Source organism: Acidimicrobiia bacterium, assembly GCA_035651955.1.
Lineage (GTDB): Bacteria > Actinomycetota > Acidimicrobiia > IMCC26256 > JAMXLJ01 > JAMXLJ01.
The window spans coordinates 70,041-92,318 of the sequence record DASRES010000031.1; the positions used below are offsets into that span (position 1 = coordinate 70,041).

Consider the following 22,278-nt stretch of genomic DNA (forward strand, 5'->3'; position numbering starts at 1 on the left):
CGCGTCAGCCGGCCCCACCTCTTTGCAAGGAGAGCAGCTGCCCGAGCCGCGGGCATTCCGTCGGGTTCCTCCCACGACGTAGCCTTCCGGCCGTGTTCGCCGAGTTGCTCGGGACGCCGGGCGTCGAGGAGCGCGTCGAGCTGCGCTCGCGAGTGGGCTTCATGGCGCTCCACGGCGGCAGCCTCGAACGCCGGACGGCCGAGGTCGCGGCGCTCGCGGCGACGTGCGCGGGCGCGTCGCTCTACGCGGTCCTGCAGCCGGAGGACCTGCGCTGGCACCTTCCCTCGCATCTCGCGGACCCGGCCGAGTCGGACGCGCTGCGCGCGTTCCTCGCACACTGTGACGTGGTGTTCTCGCTCCACGGTCACGGCCGCGACGGCTACTGGACGACGCTGCTCGTCGGCGGCACCGACCGCGCGCTCGCCGCGACCGTGGCGACCGCGCTGCGCGCGGCGCTCCCCGAGTACGACATCGTCGACGACGTCGCGACGATCCCGGTCGCGCTGCGCGGGCTTCACCCCGCCAACCCCGTGAACCTCGCCCGGCGTGGCGTGCAGATCGAGCTCCCGCCGCGGGTGCGCGGCCTCGGTCCGCGATGGCGTCATCTTGCCGACGGCGAGCTCGCGCCACCGACGCGCGCGCTCGTCGACACCCTCGCGACGCTGGCGCGCGCGTCGTGAGCGACCGCGTCTTCACGCAAGACGTCACGGTCCGGCTCGGCGACGTCGGGCGCGACGGCCGTCTCCGCCTCGCGCCGTTGGCGCGCCATCACCAGGACATCGCCTACGACGACATCTCAGACGCCGGCTTCGGTCGCAGCGGCGCGTGGGTGCTGCGCCGGATCGACCTCGACGTCCGTGCGCTCCCACGCTTCCTCGAGAACGTGCGCATGGAGACGCGGGGAACCGGTCTCGGGCCCCGCTGGGCCGAACGTGTGACGACGTTGCGCGGCGACCGCGGCGCGCACGTGGTGTCACGCGCGGTGTGGATCTTCGTCGACCCGCGGACCGGTCGGCCCGCGCGTCTGCCCGACGGGTTCGACGCGTGGTTCCCGCACCCCGACGGCGCGCCACGCGTCAGCACACACCTGATCCACCCACCCGCGCCGGCCGACGCCACAGCGCGCGTCTGGACGACCCGCGCGTCGGACTTCGACCTGATGGGTCACATGAACAACGCGGCTTACTGGGAGCCCGTCGACGAGCTCCTCGCCGCGGGTGAGCGCGGTGCAGTGCGGTGCGCGCAGCTCGAGTACCACACCCCGATCAACCCGCACGACGAGGTCGCGGTCGTGGTCGCGCCCGCGCGCGGCGACGAGCCGCTCACCGTCTGGATCCGGGTCGACGGCGAGACGCGCGCGTCCGCACGCGTCTGGTTCACGTCCTAGCGCTCGTCGGGCTCGTCGACCTCGACCTGGGCGCCCTCCCGCGAGCGCTCCTCCTCCATGAGCTCCAGCTCGTACGCCTCGCGGCGCGTCGTCTCGTCCGGGTTGTCCTCGCGCGCTTCCTCGACGAGCTCGTCGATGCGCTCGTTCGGGCGAGCGCCGGCGTCGTCACGGGCGCGACGGGAGCGCCGGAAGATCCTCACCCGACGCCGTCCCACAGCCGGCGCTCGTCACCGGCCGGGTCCGCGACGACGCGCTCGCCCTCGCCGTCGAACACGACGACACGACGCGACTCGAGGTCGTACTCGGGCCATCCGGGCTCGCCGGTGCGCGCGAACTCGATCCAGTGTCGGTGCATCCTGGTCGCGAGCGCCTGGCGCTCGGGGCCGTCACCCGTCAGGATCCCGACGCCGTTCTGGTCGAGCGCGTCCCACACGAAGGGCAGCTCGAGGGCGTGCGCGGACCGCAGCGCGCCGCCGAACGCGGGCGTCTCCCACGCGAACAGGTACATGTGCACCGGCCGGCCCGCGCGCACTTCGGCCTCCGCGAGGCGGATCGCCGGGATGCGGAACACCCGGTCGCTCTCGAGCGCGATCAGCGCGTCGCCCAGCGGCGCGCCGAGACGGTTCGACGTGTACAGCCGGGCCGCCTCCTCGCCTCGTTCGCCGAGCGCGCCGACCGCCCGCTTGGTGAGCGACGCCTCGTCGAGCGACGCGAGCGACGGGTCGAGGAGCAGGAAGAGCGTCATCTCGTGGGCGTTGGTCCCGATCAGCAGCGGGACGTCACCCGCGTCACCGGCGGCGATCTCCTCGAGCGGCGGGCGTGGGATGTGGAGCCCGTCGACGACGGGGACGAACGGGAGCTGCGTGCGCGCTTCCTCGTCGTACAGGCGGGACTGGGCGTCGACGACGGCCTGCGCGGGGATCGTCTCGATCTCGTCGACGCGCGACGGGTCGAGGTCGAGCTTCGCGAGCAGTCGCTCGGCGATGCGCGTCGCGCGAGCCTCGTCGGCGACGAAGGATGCCGACCCGCTCTGTACGATGGCGCGCGCGAACAGTCCCTGCGCGGCCGGCATGCCGAGCAGTGTGCCGACGCTCATCCCGCCCGCCGACTCGCCGAACACAGTCACGCGGGACGGGTCGCCACCGAAGTTCTCGATGTTGTCGCGCACCCACTCCAGCGCGGCGATCTGGTCGAGCAGGCCGCAGTTGCCCGCGTCGGCGAACCGGTCGCGGTCGAACGGCGCGAGGTGCAGGAAGCCGAGCGCGCCCAGCCGGTAGTTGATCGTCACGACGACGAGGTCGCCGTGCTGGGCGAAGCGCGTGCCGTCGTACCACGGCGTCGAGCCGCTGCCGTTGACGAACGCGCCGCCGTGGATCCAGACCATGACCGGCCGGCGCGCGTCGTCGAGGCCGGGCGTCCAGACATTGAGCGTCAGGCAGTCCTCGTCCCAGTGCGGGCTCGGGGCGCCGAGCATCGCCTCGAACGGCGAGGGCGGCTGCGGCGCGACCGGTCCGGCGTCGAGGCACTCGCGCACGTCGGTCCAGGGATCAGGTGGCTGGGGCGCGCGGTAGCGGCGCGGTCCGGTGGGCGGCGCCGCGTACGGGATGCCCCGGAACACGTGCACGCCGTTGCCGTCGGCTCCCTCTGGCCGGGCCGTCCCGCGCGTCCGCGCACGGCCCGGCTCCGTCCGCACGTCTCTGAACGTGCCGCTGACCTTGCCGGAACGGGTGTCGACGGTCGCGTCGGTCACGAGACCTCCCGGGTGCACGGGGGACGGTTGCACGGTGCGTGCATTTCTACCGCGCGCCGCTCGCCACCAACGCCGCGCCGATGATCCCCGCGTCGTTGCGCAGCGACGCCGGGACGACCTCCGCCTGGGTCGACAGGAGATGCAGGAACTTGTCGCTCCGCTTGCTGACGCCGCCGCCGAGGATGAACAGCTGGGGGCTGAGCAGGCGTTCGATCGTCGCCAGCACCTCGTTCAGACGTTGCGCCCAGTGGTGCCAGCCGAGGTCCTCGTCGTCGCGCGTGCGGTCCGACGCGCGCTCCTCGGCCGACTTCCCGCGGATCTCGAGGTGGCCGAGCTCGGTGTTCGGCACCAGGTGCCCGTCGATGAACACCGCGGAGCCGATCCCGGTGCCGAGTGTGAGGACCACGACCGTCCCGTCCCGATCGCGCCCCGCGCCGTAACGCACCTCGGCGAGGCCGGCGGCGTCGGCGTCGTTGATCACGACGGCGTCGCGCCCCGTCTGCTGGGAGAGCAACGCGTGCACGTCGGTCCCGATCCACGCGTGGTCGACGTTCGCGGCCGTGCGTGCGACGCCATTGACGACGACGGCCGGGAAGGTGCACCCGAACGGTCCGTCGGTCTCGAAGGACGACACGACCTTCGCGACGACCTCCGCGACCGGCCCGGGCGGCGCGCCCTCGGGCGTCGGGATGCGCACGCGGTCGACGGCGAAGCGGCCCTGTTCGAGGTCGACGGGCGCGCCCTTGATCCCGCTGCCGCCGATGTCGATGCCGAGGACGGTCTGCATGGCGTCAGTCTGACCCACAACGACCGGATGCCGAGACGCACGCCGACCCGCCGCTCCCGCGACTGCCCGAGGATCGCGTCGAGTTCCTCGACCACCGCGACGGCGTGATCGAGTACAGGCTCCCGTTGCGGCGCGACGTCGCGCGCGTCGTGCGCCGGCACCGGCCGATCGTGCGCCCGGCCTTGCCGGGGAAGGGAAGGTAGCCCTAACCTCCCGCCCTCGAATCGGTGCAGGGCCAGGCAGGGCGCGGGTGGGCCCCTGTCGTGCAGTGCAGGGGAGCGGCGGGATGCGGGCGGAACGTACGACACGGCGGTTGGGCGCGGTGCTCGCGCTCGGGGCGATCATCGCGGCGGGCTGCGGCGCATCGCCGCGGGGCGGCGCGGCCCGGGCCCCGGCCCACGACGGGCACGCAGCGCACGCGGGGCACGCGACACCGACGACCACGGCAGCCGCATCTTCCGACGAGGCCGACGAGCGCGCGTTCGCGGCGCTGCACGGCAAGGTCCGCGTGCACTACATCGCGGCCGATCCCGTCGCCTGGGACTACGCGCCGAGCGGCAAGAACCTCGTGACGGGCAAGCCGCTCGGCGAGCCGGAGGCGACCTGGGACGAGCGCGGGCCGACGACGATCGGCCACGTGTACATGAAGTCGATCTACCGCGAGTACACGGACGCGACGTTCACGAAGCTCGCGCCCGTCGCTCCCGAGTGGCAGCACCTCGGTGACCTCGGGCCGGTGCTGCACGCCGAGGTCGGCGACACGCTGAAGATCGTGTTCAGGAACAACACGCCGTTCCCGGCGAGCATGCACGCGCACGGCGTCTACTACGAGAAGGACTCCGAAGGCGCGCCGTACGACGACGGCACGTCGGGTGCCGACAAGGCCGACGACAGCGTCGCGACGGGCGGCACGCACACGTACGTGTGGCAGGTGCGCGAGCGCTCGGGTCCCGGTCCCGCCGACCCGAGCTCGATCATGTGGATGTACCACTCGCACAGCGACGAGGGCCCGGACGTCTACGCGGGCTTGATGGGCGCCATCATCGTCACCCGCAAGGGCATGGCCCGCGCCGACGGCTCACCGCGCGACGTCGACCGTGAGCTCGTCGTGAACTTCGAGGTCGACGACGAGAACGACAGCCCGTGGATCGACACCAACATCCAGAAGTACACGCTCGACCCATCCGCGGTGGACAAGCAGTCGGACGAGTTCCACGAGAGCAACCTGATGCACTCGATCAACGGGTACGACTTCGGGAACCTGCCCGGTCTCACCATGAAGCGAGGCCAGCGCGTCCGCTGGTACGTCATGGGCATGGGGACCGAGGTCGACCTCCACACACCGCACTGGCACGGCAACGACGTCACGTCGATGGGCATGCGCGTCGACGTCGTGAACCTCCTGCCCGCATCGATGGTCGTCGCCGACATGCGCCCCGACAACCAGGGGACGTGGCTGTTCCACTGCCACGTCAACGACCACCTCGTCGCGGGGATGGAGGCGCTCTACAAGGTCACGTGAGGTGGTCCCACACCATCGGGCTCGTCGCGTCGCGGCGGCCGTCGCCCCTCGCCGCGATCGCGTCGAGCATCTCGGCGGGGCTGTGCTTGTCGATGTGCCCGATCAGCCCGTTGTAGACGCCGTACCCGCACAGCTCGCGCAGGCGGGGTGAGAAGCGCGCCGCGATCTCCCGGGGGATGCCGAGCTGTTGGTTCTCCTGCTGGCGGATCCAGCCCGCGCAGTAGTTCATCGCGATGCCGACCCGACGATCGTCGGTGCTGTTCGCGCCGCCGCCGTGCCAGAGGCTGCCGTGCCACACGAGGACGCTGCCGCGCGGCATCTCGGCCGCGACGCTCTCGTACGGCCGGCCGTAGTCGGGTGAGTGGTCCGCGAGGTGCGAGCCCGGGATCACGCGCGTCGCGCCGTTCGCCTCGGTGAAGTCCGTGAGCGCCCACATCGTGTTGCACACCGTCGGCGCGTGCGGCTTGGCCAGCGGGATGAGCTGGTCGTCGGCGTGGATCGGCTGCGCGACCTCGCCGGGGCAGATCGCGATCGACGACAGCGACGACACCAGGCAGCCGCGGTCGAGCACCCCCTCGACGATCGGCAGCACGTTCGGGTGCACCGGGATGCGTTCGTAGCACTCGCCGAACGCGAGGAGGTTGTAGATGCGGACGGTCTTCGCGCCCTCGAAGCTGTTCGCGGACGGCGTGACGTCGTAGACGCGCTCGAGCCGCACCAGGTCCTCGGACAGCTCGTCGACGAGGTCGGGCTCGATCGCGTGCTCGACGATCGTGTAGCCCTCACGTGCGATGCGCGCGACGTGCGCGTCGACGTCGATCGTGCTGGTGGTCACCCGCGGGAGGGTACTGCGGTGCGGGTGCGACGCTCAGGCTGTTCCGCTCGTGGCGCCTGCGGCGCCGGGCCGCTCGGGCCACCGCTTCCGGTCGCCCTCCGGGCGACCTCGCTCAGGCGGGGCGGCGGCCCCAGCACTGGTAGACGCGGGGGAGGCCGACGATCGACGTGTCGTCGAGGGCGAGCTCCTCGAGCTGCGCGGTCAGGTGGTCGACCTCGTCCAGGTCCGCGATGTGGTGGGCCTCGAGCTCGGGACCGAGGTGCGCCATCGTGAGCGCGGGCAGACGCTTGCCCTCGCCCTGCCGGAACGTCGGTTGCACGACGTTGACGCCGACGCTCTCGAGCCCGTGGGCGTCGAGACGGCCCGGCAGCTCCGGACCGATCTCCGGGTCTCCTCCTCGCCGGCGCAGCGCCGCGGCGTACAGCTCGGCGAACCGGTCGAACGCCGCCGAGCGCGGGTGGCAGAACTGGCCCGCGAACTCCTCGTCCTCGACGACGACGATCCCGCCCGGGCGGAGCGCGCGCACCATCCGGTCGAGCGCGTCGTCGGGGTTCGGGACTCGGCTGAGCAGGAACCGCGCGAACACGAGGTCGTAGCACCCGTCGGCGTCGAGATCGGAGACGTCCGCCGTGCAGAACGTGGCCTGCGTGACGTGCTCGCGGTGCGCGGCGTCGACGGCCCAGCGCAGCACCGCCTTGTTGTGGTCGAAGCCGACGACCTGACCCGTCGGCCCGACGACCGACGCCATCGCGAGCGTGATCGCGCCCGACCCGCACCCGACGTCGAGGCACCGCATCCCGGCCCGCAGCCCGAGTCCCTCGAGCAGCGCCATCGTGGTGGGCAGCTTCACCCGGCCGAGCACCGCGAGGCGTCGGGCGCCGTGGTCGACGCCGGGGAGGGCGATCGGGTCGGCTGTGGTGAGCGTCACAGCGTTCATCTCGGCACGCGCGCGGTCGACTTGAGCGAGTGGGGGACTGTTGCCCACGCGCTGCGGCCCGTGCGCGGACGGGCCACGTAGCCTCCAGGGTATGGCCCTCTACGCGCTCGGCGACGTCAGGCCCGTCATCGCTCCCGACGCGTTCGTCCATCCCGACGCGACCGTCATCGGCGCGGTCACGATCGGGTCGCAGACGAGCGTGTGGCCGCAGGCCGTGCTGCGCGGTGACGTCGGTCGCATCACCGTTGGCGCGCGCACGTCCATCCAGGACGGCGCGATCGTGCACGCGACCGCGGAGCTGTCGACGTGGATCGGCGACGACTGCGTCGTCGGGCATCTCGCGCATCTCGAGGGCTGCACCGTCGAGTCGGGTGCGCTGATCGGGTCGGGCTCGATCGTGCTGCACGAGGCGGTCGTGCGCAGCGGCGCGCTCGTCGGTGCGGGCGCGCTGGTCCCGAACCGCATGGAGGTCCCCGCCCGCGCGATGGCGCTCGGCGTGCCCGCCAAGCTCCGCGAAGGCGCCGTGGATCCCGAGTCGATGATCCTCGAGAACGCGAAGGGCTACGTCCGCAACGGCGAGCGCTACCGCTCGGAGCTCCGCCGGCTCGACTGATCGTCACGGATCCCGCCGTCCTCGGAGGGCGTCGCGTCGCGGTACAGGTCGGGCTCGATGTAGATCACCCGCGCCGTCGGCACCGCGCGACGGACCCGCGCCTCGATCGTGTCGATGGCGGCGGCGAGCTCGGCGATCGAGGGCGCGACGATGTCGAGCTTCGCCGCGACGAGCAGCTCCTCCGGGCCGAGGACGAGCGTACGGAGGTGGATGACCCGGCGCACCTCGGGCCCGTCGGCCATCGCGTCGCGGATCCGTTGCTCGCGGGCGGGACCCGCCGACTCGCCGATCAGCAGGCTCTGCATCTCGGACGCGAGGACGACCGCGACGACACCGAGCAGCAGACCGATCGCGATGCTCCCGCCCGCGTCGAACCGGTCGTTCCCCGTGATCCACGCGAGCACGATGCCGGCGAACGCGAACACGAGCCCGACGAGCGCGGCCGAGTCCTCGAGGAGCACCACGGTGATCTCGGGGTTCGTCGAGCGGTGGATGAAGTCGAACCACGTCCACCCGGGTCGCTTGAGCTTGCGCGCCTCCTGCGTGCCGGTGCGGAACGACAGGCTCTCGAGGACCATCGCGGCGACGAGCGTCCCGAGCGCCCACCCCGGCGACGACACCGACTGCGGGTGCACCATCCGCTCGGCACCCTCGAGCAACGCGAACAGCGCACCGAGCGTGAACAGCATCACCGCGACGACGAACGCCCAGAAGTAGCGCTCGCTGCCGAAGCCGAACGGGTGCTCGGGCGTCGGCGCGCGTCGCGCGCGGTTGCCGCCGAGGAACAGGAGGCCCTGGTTCCCGGTGTCCGCGAAGGAGTGGATCGCCTCGGCGAGCATCGAGGCCGCACCCGTCACCAGGAAGACGGCGAGCTTCACGGCCGCGATGCCGAGGTTCGCGAGCAACGCGGCGACGACCGCGCGGCGACTGCCCTCGTGCACGGAAGCCCGCTACCGGCGTGGCGTCGCGCGCGCGTCGGGCACGCGGCGGACGTCCCATACCGATGACGCGCGCACGACGACGGTCTCGTCCTGCCGGCGCAACCGCAACGTCGCACCGCCGCGACCCCAGCCGTCGAAGCGCGCCCGGACGCACGTCGTCGTCCCCGTGCTGTTGCCGTTGCCGTCACCGTCGTGGCAGTGCACGTCGAACAGTCTTCCCCGACCGAGGCGCAGGCGTTCGTCCCACCCGTAGCGCAGCCGGCCGTCGGGCCCGAGCCGGGGCGGCTTCGCGACGTGCACCCGCTGCGCGCGATACGACTCCGCGAGCGCGTCGGCACGCGGCGCGCCCCCGAACTCCTCGGTCGCGTCGAGCAGCAGACGGGCGAACGTCCGGCCGTGGTTGGGCAGGTCGTCGTCCCGGGCCAGCGCCCAGTGGCAGAGCTCGTGGAGCACCACACCCGTCGTGCGGTAGCGGCGCGGGAGCGTGATCGCGGGCCCGCTCGGGAGCTCGCAGTAGAACGCCTGGCGCGCGCCGTGGCCCGGGCGCAGGCGCGGGACGTCGGCCATCGTGAGGTGCGGGAAGCGCAGCTCCCACCACAGCGATCCGACGACCGTGTCGACGAACGCCGCGCACTGGTCCAACGCGGGCAGCTTGCGGCCCGGCAACGGCGTCTCCGCGAGGTAGACGCGACGGCGTTGCGCGTCACGCGGCGGCCGGGCGTCCGTCATGCGTTGCTGCGCCGGTACGCGTCCGCGAACGCGGTGGCGATCACGCGCTGGCCCTGCGCGTTCGGCGAGATCGCGCCGGGGTCGTACTCGGCCGTCTCGCGTCCTGCTGCGCGCTCGGCGAGCACCGCGGCATGCAGGTCGACGACGTTCGCGCCCGTTGCCGCGGCGGCGCGCGCGACGGCGGCATCGAGCGCGTCGACGCGTGCGTCGAGCGTCGCGACGTCGGGGACGGGGCGGTCGAGCGTGCAGTCGGACGCGGCTGCCGCGCCGGGCAAGCACGCGAGGTAGCCCGGCCGCGCGTCGAGGGGCGGGATGTTGGCGACGAGGACGCGTGCGCGGCCGCCCTGGCGCAGCTGCACGAGCGCGTCGCGCAAGCGGGTCTCGAACGTCGCGGTCGGTGTCCCGCGGAATGCGTCGTCGGTGATCAACACGGTCACGAGCGTCGGGTGCAGCGTGAGCGCCTGCGGTACCTGCCTGTCGAGCACGTCCTGCACGGATGCGGGCGAGGACGCGAGGTTGACGAGCGTCGCGTTGCGCGGCAGCGCGGTGCGGAACAGTACCTGCGGCCACGCCTGGCGCAGTGGATCGTCGGTCCCGTCCGCGAGCGTGTCTGCACCGCCGATCGCGACGTACGTGAACGCGGGACCGTTGCGCGCACGCGGGAGCGTGCGCGGCTTCCCGGCCGTGCAGGCGCCCAGCAGCACGACCGTCGCCGTCAGCAGCGCGAGCGTCGGGATCAGCGCACGGCCGCGCATCAGAGGTCTCCCATCGCCTGGCGCGCCGGGAGCCGCGCCGCGCGCTGGGCGGGCACCGTCCCGGCGACGAGCGCGAGCAGCGCCGACCCGACGACGCCGACGACGAACACGAGGACCGGCAGTCCGACGTGCACCGCGGACAGCCCCTGCTCGGTCAGGTACTGGTTCACGATCGCGGCCATCAGCTGCGACACGAGGAACCCGGCCAGCGTCCCGAGCGCGCCCCCGGCGAGGCCCAGGAGCGACGCCTCGATCAAAAAGATCCGCCGCACGTCGCGGTCGCGCGCCCCGATCGCCTTGAGCACGCCGATCTCACGACGGCGCTCGCGCACCGCAGCCAGCAGCGCGTTCGTGATGCCGAGTGCAGCGATCACGAGCGCGATCAGCCCGATCCCGCTCAGCACGATCTCGACGACGCGCAAGTAGCGCTGCACGGTGGCGATCAGGTTCTCCGGCGCGCTCGTCGAGTAGCCGGCGCGCTGCGTGATCGCGTTGCGCACCGGGCCCACCTGATCGAGACCGTTCGCCACGACGAACAGCCCGCTGTACTTCGACGTCGGCAGGTCGTCCAACCCGACACCCGACGCGCTCCACCGCTGCGCGGCCTGCACCTGCTCGATCGGTGCGATCACGTCACCGGCCGCGTTGCCCTGCGCGACGACGCCGACGATGAGCGCGCGCGTCCACCGGCCGCGCACCGTGTCGTCGTTCGGGAACACGCGCGGTGCGCCGAGCTCGAGCTCGGTGCCGACCACGCGCTTCGCGTCGGTCTTCTGCGCGTGGATCCGCTGCAGGTACTGCTCGGTGACCGCGACCTCGACGAGCGACCCCGGCGCCGGCAGGCGACCGGACAGCACGGTGATCGGCAGCTGCCCGCTGTGGCGCATGTCGAAGCCCGTCATCGTCTCGGTGAACGGCTCGGGCGCGCTCGCCGTCGTCGTCCCGTGACCGGTGACGGGCGGATCGGGGACGATCACGCGCACCGGCGTGCTGATGAGCGGGATGACGGACCGGACGCCCGGCAGGTTGCGGATCATGTGGAGCGCGTCGTCGTCGAGGTCGCGTGCCGGGCCCGGACGCGGGTTGTCCGTGTCGAGCTGCCCGGGGTCGGGCGCCGCGGCCGCGACCTGGATGCCCGCCAGCGGTCCGCCCTTCGAGAGCTGGCTGAGGACGCGCGTGCGCGCCGCCCCCGCGACGATGAGCAGCGCGGAGAGGAGCGCGGCCGCGAGCATCACCGCGAGCACGGTCAGCACGGCACGACCGAGCCGCCGCCCGATGCTGCGCGCGGCCACACCGCACGCGTCCCGCCAGCTCACCGCGCCTCGCTCACGTCCCGCGCGGCGTGACGAGCCGGCCTCCCGCGAGCACGAGCCGGCGGTCGGCGTGCTCGGCGACGAGGTGGTTGTGCGTGACGACGACCAGGGTGCAGCCGTGCTCGGACGGCAGTCGCTCGAGCAGGTCGAGGACGAGCACGGTGCTGTCGTCGTCGAGGTTGCCGGTCGGCTCGTCCGCGAGCACGAGTCGCGGCTCGTTCGCGAGCGCGCGTGCCATCGCGACGCGCTGGCTCTCGCCGCCGCTCAGCTCGCTCGGCCGGTGCCCGGCGCGCGCGCCGACGCCGACCGCGTCGAGCAGCTCGCTCGCACGCGCGCGACGACGGGCGCGTGACACACCCGCGAACGTCATCGCGAGCTCGACGTTCTCCGCGGCCGTCATCGAGCCGAGGAGCCCGTAGTGCTGGAACACGAAGCCGACCCGGTCGCGCCGGTACGACGCGAGCGCGTCACCGTCGAGCGCGCCGAGGTCGACGTCGCCGACGACGACGCGTCCCGACTGCTGACGCTCCAGCCCGCCGAGGATCGCGAGGAACGTGCTCTTGCCCGCGCCGGATCGCCCGGTGACCGCGACGTACTCGCCGGGCGCGATCGACACGTCGAGGTGATCGAGCACGACGAGCGCGTCGGGGCCGCTGCCGTACGTGTGCGTGAGGCCCTCGACGTCGATGCCGAGGCCCGTCCCCTGGGTCAGGACGCGCATGACCGCGCGCTACGGGGTGGAGCCGTGGCCGGATGGCGGTGAGGGCGTACTCGAGACAGCCCCGAACATGCCGGCTCACGGTACCGGACCGCTTCGGGGTCCCCGGACGCGGTCCCGGCGTACGATCCTGCGGTGTCCGACGTCGTCGATCGCTACCTCCGGACGCTGACGGACCACGACTGGGACGGTCTGGCAGCGTGCCTCGCCGACGACTTCTCGCGGACGGGCCCCTACGGCGACACGTACCCGTCGAAGGCCGAGTATCTCGCGTTCATCTCGGGGCTGATGCCGACGCTGCGTGGCTACGGCATGGACGTCGCGCGCGTCACGTACGCGGCCGACGGGAGGTCCGCCACCGCGGAGCTCAGCGAGACCGTCGAGGTGCACGGCGAGTCGACCGTCACGCCGGAGGCGCTCGTGTTCGACCTCACCCGCGACGGCCTCATCGCGCGCGTCCGGATCTACATCCAGCAGGTTCCCCGGCGCGCGTGACGCACGCGTGCTACGTCAACCGGGGCAGGTGCTGCTCGAGCTCCACGTTCGGTGCGTAGAGGTCGCCGCCGTCCGACGCCCGTCGCAGCGTGTCGGCGGTCTCGAACACGAGCGCGTCCGCGTCGCCGCCCGCGAGCGCGTCGTCGACCTCGTCCCACGAGACGGGCGTCGAGACGGTCGGCTGCGGCCCGATGCGCAGTGAGTACGCGCACACGGTCGTCTTGTGCTCGTCGTTCTGGCTCCAGTCGACGAACACGCGCCCCGGTCGCAGGTCCTTGCGCATGTCGGTGACGACCCGGTCCGGGAAGTGCGCCGCGAGCGCGCGGCCGATCTGGAGCGCGAATCCCTTCGTCGTCTCCGCGGTGACGCCGGCGTCGTCGGTGTTGAGCGGCACGGACAGGTGCAGTCCCTTCGAGCCGGACGTCTTGACGACCGCGGCGAGTCCCAGCTCGTCGAGCAGGGCGCGCAGATCGAGCGCGACGCGGCAGCAGTCCAGGATCCCGGCCGGCGGGCCGGGGTCGAGGTCGAGCACCATCGCGGTCGGGCGGTCCGGCCGCGTCACCCGGGCCTGGAGGGTGTGCAGCTCGAGCGCGGCGAGGTTGGCGAGCCAGACGAGCGTCGCCAGCTCGCGCACCTCGCACGAGCGCAGCTCGCCGACCGCGGGGACCCAGTCGGGGTGATGGGGCGGGCAGCGCTTCTCGAAGAACCGCTCGCCCTCGACGCCGTCCGGGCACCGCACGAGCGTGAGCGCGCGTCCGGCGAGGTGCGGGAGCATCCACTCGCCGATGCGCGCGTAGTAGTCGACGACCTGGGCCTTCGTGAACCCGGCGGCGGGGTACAGGACCTTGTCGAGGTTGGTCAGGGTCAGGTGCCGGCCGCCGACGTCGACGTGGGTCGCCGTCACGCGACGGCCCGGCGCGTGCATCGCGGGGTCATGACCTGCGAACCTAGGACGCCGGTCGGCGCCCCGACGTGACGAGGCGATGAGTCGTGCGCGTCGCGGACGTCTGACCTGGTGGCCGTCTCGTCGGGATGGAGGTTGGCGGTGCCGAGCGCAGTGTGGAGCGGGTCGATCAGCTTCGGGCTCGTCTCCGTGCCCGTCCGCATGACGTCAGCGGCCCGATCGAACGACGTCAGCTTCAACCAGCTCGAGGAGGGGACGGGCGCGCGCATCCGCTACAAGCGGGTCTCGGAGCAGACCGGTGACGAGGTCCCCTACGACAAGATCGTGAAGGGTTACGAGGTCCGCAAGGGCAGCTACGTCGTGATCGAGCCCGACGAGCTGAAGGCGCTCGCACCCGTGGCCACCCGGACGATCGAGATCGAGGACTTCGTCGACCTCGCCGACATCGATCCCGTCTACTTCGAGCAGCCGTACTACGTCGTCCCCGAGAAGAACGCGCAGAAGCCGTACCGGCTGCTCGTTGAGGCGATGACCGGGCTCGGCAAGGTCGCGATCGGACGGGTCGTCATCCGCTCGAAGGAGCACCTCGTCGCGATCCGGCCCGTCGACGGCGTGCTGTGCGTCGAGACGATGCGCTACGCCGACGAGGTCGTGGCGATCGACTCGCTCGAGGGCGTGCCCGGCGAGGACGTCGAGGTCAACCGGCGCGAGGTCGAGATGGCGCGCCAGCTCGTCGAGGCGCTGTCGGGCCCGTTCGAGCCCGACAAGTACCGCGACGAGTACCGCGACCAGCTCCTCGACCTCATCGAGCGCAAGGCCGCCGGCGAGGAGATCGTCGCCGAGCCGGTCTCGGAGGCGCCGGCCAAGGTCCTCGACCTCATGGCCGCGCTCGAGGCCAGCCTCGCCCGCACGTCGGGCGGGTCACCGGGCGCCGACGAGAACGCGGCCGACGACGAGCCCGAGACCGCGCCGGCCAAGCGCGCCGGGAAGGCCGGCAAGGCCGCGGCCGCGCCGCGCAAGGCGGCGAAGTCGTCGAAGACCGCCAAGACCGCGACGAAGGCGACCGGGGCCAAGAAGGCGGCCCGTCCCCGTCGTTCCGCCTGACGGCCGCGCTCCGGCGGGAGCGCCGCGTCAGGACGCCCGGCGCTCCACCAGGTGGCGGCGGGGGAGGTGAGCGACGGCCGCGACGGACTCGTGGTCGGCCTCGAGCCAGCCGCAGCCCTCGCAGCAGGCCCACGGCGAGTCACCGTCCGGCACGTAGTGCGCGCACGGCTCGAACCGGACGGCTCCGGTCGGCTCACCCACGTCGAGACTTGTCACGTCAATGCTCGTCGCGTCGATGCTGGTCACGTCGTTCATGGGAGCTTCTCCCGATCGAATGACACGCGTGAAACTACACGCTTGGGATACGACGCTTCCATCATCACACGGGGGTGTGTCAGCGAAACCGGGCCAACGGGCGTCACGTTTCCGAGGACGGCGGCTCGCGGTATCGACGAGGCGTTGCCCACGAACCGGAGACGACATGGACGCCATCACGCTGTTGAAGCAGGACCACCGTGAGGTCGAGGAGCTCTTCTCGAAGTTCGAGAACGCCGGCTCGCGGGCCAAGAAGTCGAAGGGGACCCTCGTCGACAAGATGATCAAGGAGCTCTCGGTCCACGCCGCGATCGAGGAGCAGATCTTCTATCCGACCGTCCGCAACTGGGATCCGGACGAGACGTCCGACGTGCTCGAGTCGCTCGAGGAGCACGGCATCGTGAAGTGGGTCCTGTCGGAGCTCGAGGGCATGTCGCCCGACGACGAGCGGTTCGACGCGAAGGTCACCGTACTGATCGAGCTGGTGCGCCACCACGTCAAGGAGGAGGAGAAGGAGATGTTCCCCTCCGTCCGCAAGGCGATGGACAAGGCCGCGCTCAACGAGCTCGGGGCCCGTCTCACAGCCGGCAAGAAGGTCGCGCCGACGCGTCCGCACCCGCGCTCACCCGACACGCCGCCCGCGAACCTGCTGGCCGGCGCGGCCGCGGGAGTGCTCGACAAGGCGCGCGACGTCGGGCGCCAGACCGTCGAGCGCGTCCGCGCCGGCGTCTGACGCCCGTCGCACATGCTTCGATGAAGCGTGAGTCGGTCCTCGACCGACCCACGCTTCACTGAAGCGTCACTGACACGCCCGGCCCGCCTGAGGCCGAGCGCTTCGCGTCGCCGCGCGTCGGCTCGTCGCCGAACGCGGTCGGGACCCCGGCCAGGCCGAGCTCGGCGACGTCCTCGATCGCTTCCGCCGGACCGTGCAGTGCGCCCTCCGGCGCGAGCTCGTGGGGCAGGTAGCGGAGGACGATCCCGGCCGCGACGACGGCGAGGATCGCGCCCGCGGTGACCGCGAGCTGGATGCCGCCCACGAACGCGTGCTGCGCCCCGCTCGCGAGACGCGGACCCGCGGTGCCCGGCGTTCTGCCTGCGACCTGCAACGCGCCCGCGATCGACGCGCGCGCGGTCGAGCGCGCCGCGGGTGACAGGCCGGTGAGGAACTTTCCGAGCGCGGAGCCGTAGTGCGACGACGCGACGCTGCCGAGCACCGCGACACCGAGCGCCGCACCCAGCTCCCGCGTCGCGTCGTTCATCGCGGACCCTGCCCCGGCCCGGCGCGGCGGCACCGCCGACATGATCGCGGCGGTCATCGGTGACATGGCGAGCGCGATGCCGCTCACGAGCGGGATCATGCACGCGAGCACGTAGAGGTACGGCGTGTGCACACCCAGGAAGCGGAACATCACGAACCCACCCGCGACGAACAGCATCCCGCTCGCGACCGTGCGGTGCGCGCCGAACAGCTCGCTGAGCTTCGGCGTCAACGGGGCGACGATGATCATGATCGGCGCCATCGGGAGCAGGCGCAGCGCGGCCGACAGCGGGCTGTAGTCGAGGACGAGCTGGAAGTACTGCGTGATCAGGAACATCACGCCGAACATCGCGAGGAACACGAGGACCATCCCGCCCGTCCCCGTGCTGAACGCGGGCTTGCGGAAGTACCGGATGTCGAGCATCGGCTCGTCGCGGTGGAGCTCCCACGCGACGAACGCGCTCAGCACGACGAGCGCGATCGCGAACGCGCTCAACGTGACCGTGCTGCCCCAGCCCTTGTCCGGCGCTTCGATGAGCGCGTACACGAGCGACGAGATGCCGATCGTCGACAGCACCGCGCCGACCGGGTCGAGGCGCGCCTCCTCGGGGTCGCGCGACGTCGGCACGAGGAACCATCCGGCGACGAGGGCCACGACGATGAACGGGACGTTGATGAGGAAGACGGACCCGTACCAGTAGTGACCGAGCAGCCAGCCGCTCGCGACGGGGCCCACCGCGCCGGCCGCACCCGTCGTCGCGGCCCAGATCGCGATCGCCTTGGCGCGCTCCTCGGTCGGGAAGACGTTGACGAGGATCGACAGAGTCGACGGCATGATGAACGCGGCCGCGCCGCCCATGAGCGCGCGGCACGCGATCAGCTGCCACATCGCGTCCGACATGGATGCGAGCACCGCGCCGGCGAGGAACGCGACGAGACCGAGCTGCAGCGCGCCCTTGCGGCCGAAGCGGTCGCCGACCGCGCCCGTGGAGAACAGCAACCCCGCGAACACGAGCGAGTACGCCGCGACGACCCACTGCAGCTGCGACTCCGTCGCGTGCAGGTCGCGTGACAGCGTCGGGATCGCGACGTTGAGGCTCGAGTTCCCCACGAAGACGATGAGGAGGCTCAGGCAGAGGACGCCGAGCATCCACCACCGGCGCGCGTACGGTGCGTCGCTCACGAGGTTCTCTGCCGGTCCTTGGCCCGCTGGAGCTGCGCGAACGACATCGCGCGACCGGGCAGCGCGCTCGGCTCGGCGGGGCGCAGCCCGTCGAGCACGATGGTGACGTAGCGCTCGCGCACGCGCGCGTGCCCGTCGCCGACCAGTGCAGCGGCGTGCGCGACACCGGAGACGAGCATGGCGACGTCGGACGGGCCGATGTCCGCGCGCACGGCGCCCGCGGACTGCGCGCGCGCCAGCAGCTCGGTGATCGCGTCCCAGAGCGCGACGCGGAACGGCTTGCCCTCGGCGGACCCCTCGATCTGTGCTGCCATCTGCTCGGCGAGCGCGCGGTGGCGAACCTGGAACTCCGACAGCGCGACGACGAACGAGCGGAACGCCTCACCGGGGTCGTCGACCTCGAGCGCGGCGTTGGCGTCCTGCACGAGCGCCTCGAACATCCGCCGCAGGACGGCGTCCACGAGGTCCTGCTTCGTCGGGAAGTGACGGCACACCGTGCCGACGCCCACGCCCGCGCGGCGCGCGATCTCCTCGACCGGCGCGCTCAGGCCGACCTCGGACAGCACGGCCTCCGCCGCGCCGAGGACCTGTTCGCGGTTGCGTCGCGCGTCGGCGCGTCGGGGCAGGGTGTCGGGAACCGGGACCATGGTTCCGGATCGTAGCCGCGATCCGGAAGCTCTCTTCCGGTTAGGTCCCGACCTGCACCGTTCGGCCGTCGCGCCACTCGCGCAGCACGAGGTAGCCGCCCTTCAGCGCGGCGTGGTCCCAGTGGCCGAACCCCATCGTCGTCCCCTCGACACCCGTCGTCGCGGGGAGCTGCTTGACGCGCTCGAGCCCGTCCTTGAGACCGGCGCGCGTCAGGTGGTGCGCACGCGCGATCGCCTCGCCGACGAGCCGTCCCATGTCGTACGCGCCGCACGGGACGGGTCCGGCCGCCGTGCGCTTCGAGACCTGCGCGAGCTCCGCCCGCATCGTGTTGTCGTCGGCGATCGCGTCGATGTACTCCCAGCCGCGCCAGCCGTCGCGCCAGTCGGGCCGGGCGTATCCGAACATCAGCGACGAGTTCGCGACGACGGGCACGTCCCACTGGAGCGCGGCGAGCGCGAGCGCGACCGCGCGCGACGCGACGCCGAGACCGAGGTAGACGAGCGCGGAGGGATCGGTGTCGCGCAGGCGCGACACGACGTCGGTGACGTCCTCCGACAGCGGCGAGATCGCGGAGCTCCCGGTGACGTCCACCCCGACGGTCACCCGCGCCTCGTCGAAGCACTCCGCGTAGCGACGGCCGACGGGCGAGTTGTCGAACACGACCGCGGCGCGGTGCAGCCCGCGTTGCGCGAGCCGGCCCGCGAGGATCGCGGGCTCCTCCTCGAGCGACCCGATCTGGTAGTGGAACATCCACTCGCCTCGCGTCCGCTCGCCGCCCGTGTAGTTGATGCACGGGATGCGCGCCTCGTCCGCGAGCGGTTGCGCGATCAGGCCGTTGTCGGAGATGGACGGCCCGAGGATCAGGAGCACGCCTTCGTCGTCCAGCTCGCGGAACCCCTGCTGGACCGCGCGCTCGCTCCCGGCCGGCAGCCCGGCGACGTGACGCGTCACGAACTCGACCGGCCGGTCGATGCGGCCCTCGTCGAGCGTGTCGAGCCCGAGGCGGACGGCTTCCTCGAAGGCCGTGCCTCCGTCGCCTTGGGGGAAGTCGTAGAGGAACCCGATGAGGATGGGCGAGCGACTCGTCTGCATGGGGTGGGAGTGTCACCAGCGACGAGGCTGACGTCAACGTCAGGCTCGGGCGTCGCGCCGGGTTCGGTCAGGCGCTCCCGCACTTGTCGAGCCCGTACGCGTTGACCGCGTGCTGCGCGGCGTCGAGGTCGGTGGTTCCCTTGTCGAGCGCGGAGCGCATCCGGGCGAGGTCGCCGGCGCGTGCCGCGTTCGCCGCCTGTTGGATCGAGTCGGCGCCGTGGTCCGCCTGGTCGTAGATCTTCGTCAGCGTCGCCCGGTCACCCTTCGGGTACCCGAGCGCGCGCAGCTTCGCGACGGTCGCGTGCTGGATCCTCACGCCCGCGTCGAAGAAGGCGGCCACCTCGGCGAGCTGCGCGCGGGTGAGGTCGTTCGACTGCACGTCGACGTTCGGAGTCTCGATCGCGTCGACGGCGCGCCGTTGGTCCGCGCACACCGCGTTCCCCTTGCGGACGTAGTCCGCCCTCGACATGCCGGAGCCGTCGCCACTGCATGCGGTGAGCGTGAGTGCGGCGGTCGTTGTCAACAGCGCGGTAACGGCGTGGACGCGCATCGATCCTCCCGGACGCGAGACGGGACCGGATCGTCGACCCGGTCCCGTCGGTTCGCGTACGGATCGTACCGTCAGTTCTGGCCGCACGTGGTCAGGCCGTACGCCTTGGCCTTCGCCGACGCGCTGTCGAACGTCTCGGTCGCGGTCTGGATGCCGCTCCGGTACTTGGCGCCGTCGTTCTTCCGCGCCGCGGACGCCGCGTCGCTCAACTGACCGTCAGCCTTGTCCACGAGAGAGAGCATGCTCTTGATCGTGCTCTCGTCCGCGGCGGGCGGGTTCAGCTTCTTGAGGTCGGCGTTGCTCGACGACTGGATCGCGACGCCCTTGTCGAGATAGTCCGCGACCTGCGTGAGCTGCGCCGCGGTGAGGTTGTCGGCCGACGGGTCGAAGTCGGGTGCCTTGAGCGCGTTCGTCTTCTTCTGCCCGGCCGCGCAGATCGCGTCCGCCTTCTTGACGAAGTCCTTCTTGCTCAGGTGGCTCGAACCGCCGCCGCATGCGCCGACTGCGATCGTCGCGGTGAGGGCGAGCGTGACCGCCGCGCGCTTGTACATCGGATCCCCTTCGTTGGTCGACTGGGTGGCGGTATTCGTCGGCACACGGTGAGCGACCTTGAGCGTGACCTCGGTCTGTGGTCGGCGGTCCGTCAAGATGGCGCGGTGACTCCGGGGGCGCGTGCACCGAGCGTGAACGTTCGCCGCGCGTTCGGTTGTCGCGGTGAACCCGTACGACTCGCGGGCGGCGGAGGCGCGTCGTGGCGTTGCGGAGACGTCGTCCTCAAACCGGTCACGGACGTCGAGCAGGCGATCTGGAGCGCGGACGTGCTGTCACGCGTCGACGTCTCGGGGGTGGTGATCCCGCCCGTGCGCGGCGCGCACGCACGGTGGGTGGTCGACGGGTGGAGCGCGAACCGATGGGTCGAGGCGCGGCCGCGTCCGAACGCGTGGCTCGACGTGATCGCGGCCGGCCGCGCGTTGCACCGGGCGCTCGCCGGCGTCGCGCGACCCGCGTGGATGGACCGGGCCGACGACTGGTGGAGGCGCGCCGACGCGGTCGCGTGGAAGGCGTGGCCGCCGGTCGGCGCACCCGAGCTGGTCGCGCTCGTCGAGCGGCTGTCGGCGTTGCGCGCGCCGGTGTCGGCGCGGTCGCAAGTCGTCCATGCCGACCTGTGCGGCAACGTGCTGTTCGACGCGCGCGGTCGGCCCATCGTGCTCGACTTCACGCCGTACTGGCGCCCGGTGGAGTGGGCGAGCGCGGTCGTCGTGATCGATGCCTACGAGTGGGAGGGCGCGGGCGCCGGCGCGTTCGAGTGGTTGCACGACGTGCCGGACGCGGACCAGCTGTTGCTGCGCGCCGCGATCTTCCGCATCGCGACGTCGGCCGAGGTCGCGACGGTTCGTGGCCTGGAGCCGCGCAAGGTCGCGGTGCACACGCGCACGGTCGAGCTGTTGGAGTCGCGTTTGCAGCCGGGGTGAACGACCCGGTGTCGCGTGCTGCCTAAGGTGATCGGAACCTGACGCCGACGCGTTGAGGGTGGGTCGCGTGGAGAACTTCCAGGAGAAGGTCGCGTTCATCTGGTCCGTCGCGGACCTGCTGCGCGGCGACTACAAGCAGTCCGAGTACGGGAAGGTCATCCTCCCGCTCGTCGTGCTCCGCCGCCTCGACTGCGTCCTCGAACCGACGAAGGCGACCGTGCTCGCCGAGCACGAGCGGCTCCGAGGCCGGGTAGAGCACGTCGACCCCATCCTGGAGCGGGTCGCGGGTCAGCAGTTCTACAACGTGTCGCCGTTCGACTTCCCGAAGCTGCTCGACGCGCCGAACGACATCGCCGCGAACCTCCGGCGCTACATCGCCGGGTTCTCGTCGGGCGCGCGCGAGGTGATCCACCGGTTCGGGTTCGACGTGCAGATCGACCGTCTGGAGCGTTCGAAGCTCCTGTACCTCGTGATCGCGCGCTTCTGCGACATCGACCTGCATCCCGACGTCGTGTCGAACACCGAGATGGGCTACGTGTACGAGGAGCTGATCCGCCGCTTCTCGGAGCAGTCGAACGAGACGGCCGGCGAGCACTTCACGCCGCGCGAGGTCATCAGGCTCATGGTGAACCTGCTGTTCCTCCCCGACGAGGACGTACTCGCGAAGCCGGGCCGCGTGCTCACGCTGTTCGACCCGGCCTGCGGCACGGGCGGGATGCTGTCGGTCTCCGAGGACTACGTCCGCGAGCACAACCCGGCCGCGCAGTTGAAGGTGTTCGGCCAGGAGCTCAACGACGAGACGTACGCGACCTGCCGCGCCGACATGATGCTGAAGGGGCAGGACGCGTCGAACATCCATCCCGGCAACTCGTTCACGGACGACGGGCTCGAGGGTCAGACCTTCGACTACATGCTCGCGAACCCGCCGTTTGGCGTGGAGTGGAAGAAGGTCGCCGAGGAGATCCGCCACGAGCACGAGTCGCTCGGCTTCCGTGGACGGTTCGGTGCCGGCCTCCCGCGCATCAACGAC

Annotated in this window: 26 protein-coding genes and 1 pseudogene; 10 read left to right on the forward strand and 17 right to left on the reverse strand. The window is 71.8% G+C overall.

Translation table 11 applies throughout. The annotated features are described in order from the left end of the window. Positions 1-92: 92 nt before the first annotated feature. Positions 93-680, forward strand: a complete 588-nt coding sequence (locus VFC33_07500) for a poly-gamma-glutamate hydrolase family protein (GenBank protein ID HZR13082.1) — start codon at positions 93-95, stop codon at positions 678-680. Then, positions 677-1,387: an acyl-ACP thioesterase domain-containing protein gene (locus tag VFC33_07505; protein HZR13083.1), complete on the forward strand. Its 711-nt coding sequence runs from the start codon at positions 677-679 to the stop codon at positions 1,385-1,387. Before VFC33_07500 ends, VFC33_07505 begins: the two co-directional genes overlap by 4 nt. Here the strand turns inward: VFC33_07505 and VFC33_07510 are convergent. The 3 genes from VFC33_07510 to VFC33_07520 are packed head-to-tail and all read right to left on the reverse strand — an operon-like array spanning position 1,384 to position 3,924. After that, positions 1,384-1,587 carry a hypothetical protein gene (locus VFC33_07510; protein ID HZR13084.1) on the reverse strand — a complete coding sequence of 68 codons (204 nt, stop codon included), beginning with the start codon at positions 1,585-1,587 and terminating at the stop codon, positions 1,384-1,386. The two genes, VFC33_07505 and VFC33_07510, sit on opposite strands and share 4 nt — an antisense overlap. Then, a complete protein-coding gene (locus VFC33_07515; protein HZR13085.1) occupies positions 1,584-3,137 on the reverse strand; it encodes a carboxylesterase/lipase family protein in 1,554 nt (517 codons plus the stop codon). The genes VFC33_07510 and VFC33_07515 overlap by 4 nt, the downstream gene beginning before the upstream one ends. 46 nt (positions 3,138-3,183) lie before the next feature. Beyond that, positions 3,184-3,924, reverse strand: a complete 741-nt coding sequence (locus VFC33_07520) for an ROK family protein (protein HZR13086.1) — start codon at positions 3,922-3,924, stop codon at positions 3,184-3,186. 74 nt (positions 3,925-3,998) lie between these two features. Between VFC33_07520 and VFC33_07525 the strand changes: the two are divergent. Continuing rightward, positions 3,999-4,091, forward strand: a pseudogene (locus VFC33_07525) (PIG-L family deacetylase). Positions 4,092-4,210: 119 nt separating this feature from the next. Continuing rightward, entirely contained in the window at positions 4,211-5,446 is a 1,236-nt protein-coding gene (locus tag VFC33_07530) for a multicopper oxidase domain-containing protein (GenBank protein HZR13087.1), read from the forward strand. On the opposite strand, the gene VFC33_07535 is transcribed toward VFC33_07530, so the two are convergent. Both VFC33_07535 and VFC33_07540 read right to left on the reverse strand, forming a co-directional pair. Then, positions 5,439-6,281, reverse strand: coding sequence for a phytanoyl-CoA dioxygenase family protein (locus VFC33_07535; protein HZR13088.1), 843 nt, complete (start codon positions 6,279-6,281; stop codon positions 5,439-5,441). The two genes, VFC33_07530 and VFC33_07535, sit on opposite strands and share 8 nt — an antisense overlap. Before the next feature lie 112 nt (positions 6,282-6,393). Then, positions 6,394-7,209, reverse strand: coding sequence for a class I SAM-dependent methyltransferase (locus VFC33_07540; GenBank protein HZR13089.1), 816 nt, complete (start codon positions 7,207-7,209; stop codon positions 6,394-6,396). Positions 7,210-7,309: 100 nt separating this feature from the next. Between VFC33_07540 and VFC33_07545 the strand changes: the two genes are divergently transcribed. Continuing rightward, complete coding sequence (locus tag VFC33_07545) at positions 7,310-7,831, forward strand: gamma carbonic anhydrase family protein (GenBank protein ID HZR13090.1); 522 nt, start codon at positions 7,310-7,312, stop codon at positions 7,829-7,831. Here the strand turns inward: VFC33_07545 and VFC33_07550 are convergent. From VFC33_07550 to VFC33_07570, 5 genes are read right to left on the reverse strand one after another with little or no spacing between them, the layout of a single operon-like run. Next, positions 7,801-8,772 carry a cation diffusion facilitator family transporter gene (locus VFC33_07550; GenBank protein HZR13091.1) on the reverse strand — a complete coding sequence of 324 codons (972 nt, stop codon included), beginning with the start codon at positions 8,770-8,772 and terminating at the stop codon, positions 7,801-7,803. The two genes, VFC33_07545 and VFC33_07550, sit on opposite strands and share 31 nt — an antisense overlap. 9 nt (positions 8,773-8,781) lie before the next feature. Further along, entirely contained in the window at positions 8,782-9,501 is a 720-nt protein-coding gene (locus tag VFC33_07555; GenBank protein ID HZR13092.1) for a hypothetical protein, read from the reverse strand. After that, the gene (locus VFC33_07560) at positions 9,498-10,256 is read right to left on the reverse strand and encodes a GDSL-type esterase/lipase family protein (GenBank protein ID HZR13093.1); all 759 of its coding nucleotides are present in this window, start codon (positions 10,254-10,256) and stop codon (positions 9,498-9,500) included. Before VFC33_07560 ends, VFC33_07555 begins: the two co-directional genes overlap by 4 nt. Further along, on the reverse strand, positions 10,256-11,572 hold the full coding sequence (locus tag VFC33_07565) for an ABC transporter permease (GenBank protein HZR13094.1): 1,317 nt from the start codon (positions 11,570-11,572) through the stop codon (positions 10,256-10,258). The genes VFC33_07560 and VFC33_07565 overlap by 1 nt, the downstream gene beginning before the upstream one ends. Before the next feature lie 10 nt (positions 11,573-11,582). Further along, entirely contained in the window at positions 11,583-12,290 is a 708-nt protein-coding gene (locus VFC33_07570) for an ABC transporter ATP-binding protein (GenBank protein ID HZR13095.1), read from the reverse strand. 132 nt (positions 12,291-12,422) lie between these two features. On the opposite strand from VFC33_07570, the gene VFC33_07575 reads away from it, so the two are divergent. Beyond that, the gene (locus tag VFC33_07575) at positions 12,423-12,782 is read left to right on the forward strand and encodes a nuclear transport factor 2 family protein (protein ID HZR13096.1); all 360 of its coding nucleotides are present in this window, start codon (positions 12,423-12,425) and stop codon (positions 12,780-12,782) included. A gap of 10 nt (positions 12,783-12,792) precedes the next feature. On the opposite strand, the gene ligD is transcribed toward VFC33_07575, so the two are convergent. Beyond that, entirely contained in the window at positions 12,793-13,686 is an 894-nt protein-coding gene (gene ligD, locus VFC33_07580; protein HZR13097.1) for a non-homologous end-joining DNA ligase, read from the reverse strand. 141 nt (positions 13,687-13,827) lie between these two features. Here ligD and VFC33_07585 point away from each other — a divergent pair, with 141 nt between their 5' ends. Next, on the forward strand, positions 13,828-14,790 hold the full coding sequence (locus tag VFC33_07585) for a Ku protein (protein HZR13098.1): 963 nt from the start codon (positions 13,828-13,830) through the stop codon (positions 14,788-14,790). A gap of 27 nt (positions 14,791-14,817) precedes the next feature. Here the strand turns inward: VFC33_07585 and VFC33_07590 are convergent, their stop codons facing one another. Beyond that, positions 14,818-15,045 (reverse strand): hypothetical protein, encoded by a 228-nt coding sequence (locus VFC33_07590; GenBank protein ID HZR13099.1) that lies wholly within the window; start codon positions 15,043-15,045, stop codon positions 14,818-14,820. A 166-nt stretch (positions 15,046-15,211) separates the two neighbouring features. Here VFC33_07590 and VFC33_07595 point away from each other — a divergent pair, with 166 nt between their 5' ends. Further along, entirely contained in the window at positions 15,212-15,778 is a 567-nt protein-coding gene (locus VFC33_07595; GenBank protein HZR13100.1) for a hemerythrin domain-containing protein, read from the forward strand. A gap of 55 nt (positions 15,779-15,833) precedes the next feature. Here VFC33_07595 and VFC33_07600 read toward each other — a convergent pair whose 3' ends face one another. The 5 genes from VFC33_07600 to VFC33_07620 form a co-directional block, all read right to left on the reverse strand. Further along, complete coding sequence (locus VFC33_07600; protein ID HZR13101.1) at positions 15,834-17,486, reverse strand: MFS transporter; 1,653 nt, start codon at positions 17,484-17,486, stop codon at positions 15,834-15,836. After that, on the reverse strand, positions 17,483-18,133 hold the full coding sequence (locus VFC33_07605) for a TetR/AcrR family transcriptional regulator (GenBank protein HZR13102.1): 651 nt from the start codon (positions 18,131-18,133) through the stop codon (positions 17,483-17,485). Before VFC33_07605 ends, VFC33_07600 begins: the two co-directional genes overlap by 4 nt. 40 nt (positions 18,134-18,173) lie before the next feature. Beyond that, on the reverse strand, positions 18,174-19,226 hold the full coding sequence (locus tag VFC33_07610) for an ABC transporter substrate-binding protein (protein HZR13103.1): 1,053 nt from the start codon (positions 19,224-19,226) through the stop codon (positions 18,174-18,176). 67 nt (positions 19,227-19,293) lie between these two features. Continuing rightward, positions 19,294-19,695 (reverse strand): hypothetical protein, encoded by a 402-nt coding sequence (locus tag VFC33_07615; protein ID HZR13104.1) that lies wholly within the window; start codon positions 19,693-19,695, stop codon positions 19,294-19,296. Positions 19,696-19,847: 152 nt separating this feature from the next. After that, complete coding sequence (locus tag VFC33_07620) at positions 19,848-20,327, reverse strand: hypothetical protein (GenBank protein HZR13105.1); 480 nt, start codon at positions 20,325-20,327, stop codon at positions 19,848-19,850. 132 nt (positions 20,328-20,459) lie between these two features. Between VFC33_07620 and VFC33_07625 the strand changes: the two genes are divergently transcribed. After that, positions 20,460-21,248 (forward strand): TIGR02569 family protein, encoded by a 789-nt coding sequence (locus VFC33_07625; protein ID HZR13106.1) that lies wholly within the window; start codon positions 20,460-20,462, stop codon positions 21,246-21,248. A 67-nt stretch (positions 21,249-21,315) separates the two neighbouring features. Next, a partial coding sequence (locus VFC33_07630; GenBank protein HZR13107.1) for a class I SAM-dependent DNA methyltransferase occupies positions 21,316-22,278 on the forward strand: 963 nt, incomplete at its 3' end.

Bases quoted from the DNA above. Each gene is read 5' to 3' on its own strand.
- VFC33_07620 (HZR13105.1), bottom strand. From the start codon at position 20,327: ATGTACAAGCGCGCGGCGGTCACGCTCGCCCTCACCGCGACGATCGCA.
- VFC33_07570 (HZR13095.1), bottom strand. From the start codon at position 12,290: ATGCGCGTCCTGACCCAGGGGACGGGCCTCGGCATCGACGTCGAGGGC.
- VFC33_07610 (HZR13103.1), bottom strand. From the start codon at position 19,226: ATGCAGACGAGTCGCTCGCCCATCCTCATCGGGTTCCTCTACGACTTC.
- VFC33_07615 (HZR13104.1), bottom strand. From the start codon at position 19,695: ATGTCGAGGGCGGACTACGTCCGCAAGGGGAACGCGGTGTGCGCGGAC.
- VFC33_07530 (HZR13087.1), top strand. From the start codon at position 4,211: ATGCGGGCGGAACGTACGACACGGCGGTTGGGCGCGGTGCTCGCGCTC.
- VFC33_07555 (HZR13092.1), bottom strand. From the start codon at position 9,501: ATGACGGACGCCCGGCCGCCGCGTGACGCGCAACGCCGTCGCGTCTAC.
- VFC33_07595 (HZR13100.1), top strand. From the start codon at position 15,212: ATGGACGCCATCACGCTGTTGAAGCAGGACCACCGTGAGGTCGAGGAG.
- VFC33_07520 (HZR13086.1), bottom strand. From the start codon at position 3,924: ATGCAGACCGTCCTCGGCATCGACATCGGCGGCAGCGGGATCAAGGGC.
- VFC33_07560 (HZR13093.1), bottom strand. From the start codon at position 10,256: ATGCGCGGCCGTGCGCTGATCCCGACGCTCGCGCTGCTGACGGCGACG.
- VFC33_07545 (HZR13090.1), top strand. From the start codon at position 7,310: ATGGCCCTCTACGCGCTCGGCGACGTCAGGCCCGTCATCGCTCCCGAC.
- VFC33_07605 (HZR13102.1), bottom strand. From the start codon at position 18,133: ATGGTCCCGGTTCCCGACACCCTGCCCCGACGCGCCGACGCGCGACGC.
- VFC33_07590 (HZR13099.1), bottom strand. From the start codon at position 15,045: ATGAACGACGTGACCAGCATCGACGCGACGAGCATTGACGTGACAAGT.